The sequence below is a fragment of the Marinobacter sp. bablab_jr003 genome (assembly GCF_016464245.1).
Taxonomy (GTDB): Bacteria; Pseudomonadota; Gammaproteobacteria; order Pseudomonadales; family Oleiphilaceae; genus Marinobacter; species Marinobacter vinifirmus.
This window is the reverse complement of sequence record NZ_JADARC010000025.1, coordinates 1-546: the sequence shown is the minus strand read 5'-3', so window position 1 is coordinate 546 and position 546 is coordinate 1. Positions and strand designations below refer to the sequence as shown.

Genomic DNA, 546 nt, shown 5'->3' with positions numbered 1-546 from the left:
TTCGTTGCCGATTCTGGGCAGGGCCATAAAGCCGTATTGGCCGCCGGCCCAGCCCTGGGCGACGCGCAGCCAGGCGCTGCTGTGTTCATCATTTTTTGAATAGCGATCCCACGGGAATCGGACTTTCACCCGGCCGTACTGGTCGCAGTGGATTTCTTCACCCTCGGGGCCGGTGACGAGGGCCATCTGGGGGCCGTCCATCATCAGTTTGTGTTCGCACAGGGGCCGCCAGGTTTTATCGGCCGGAATGGCGGTGAATTCGTTGTGGTAACTGGCGGGTTCGCTGCCACCCTCTTCTTCCATCGCCTGGGGCTGTTTGCCGGTGTGGGTGATTGCTGTGAGCAGCCATTCCCGGTTCAGGCTGTGGCTGTCGTGTTCCTGCAATTCCACTTTGGCACCGGGGGTGAAGTCCGGGCGGTTGCTTTTGCCCTTGGCGAGGGAGGCGTCGTTTCTCAGGGCGTCCAGTCTGGCCTGGGTGAACGGTTGGCCACTGGCGTCGGCTTTGTAGCGGCCGGGATAATCGTAATGCTGATAATCTTCCCGGTG

The 546-nt window shown here is 61.0% G+C and carries 1 protein-coding gene; it reads right to left on the bottom strand.

The genetic code is table 11. From position 1 onward, the window contains the following. Positions 1-546 (bottom strand): type VI secretion system tip protein TssI/VgrG (gene tssI / locus H3Z84_RS01635; RefSeq protein ID WP_199456021.1); only part of this gene is annotated, 546 nt, incomplete at both ends.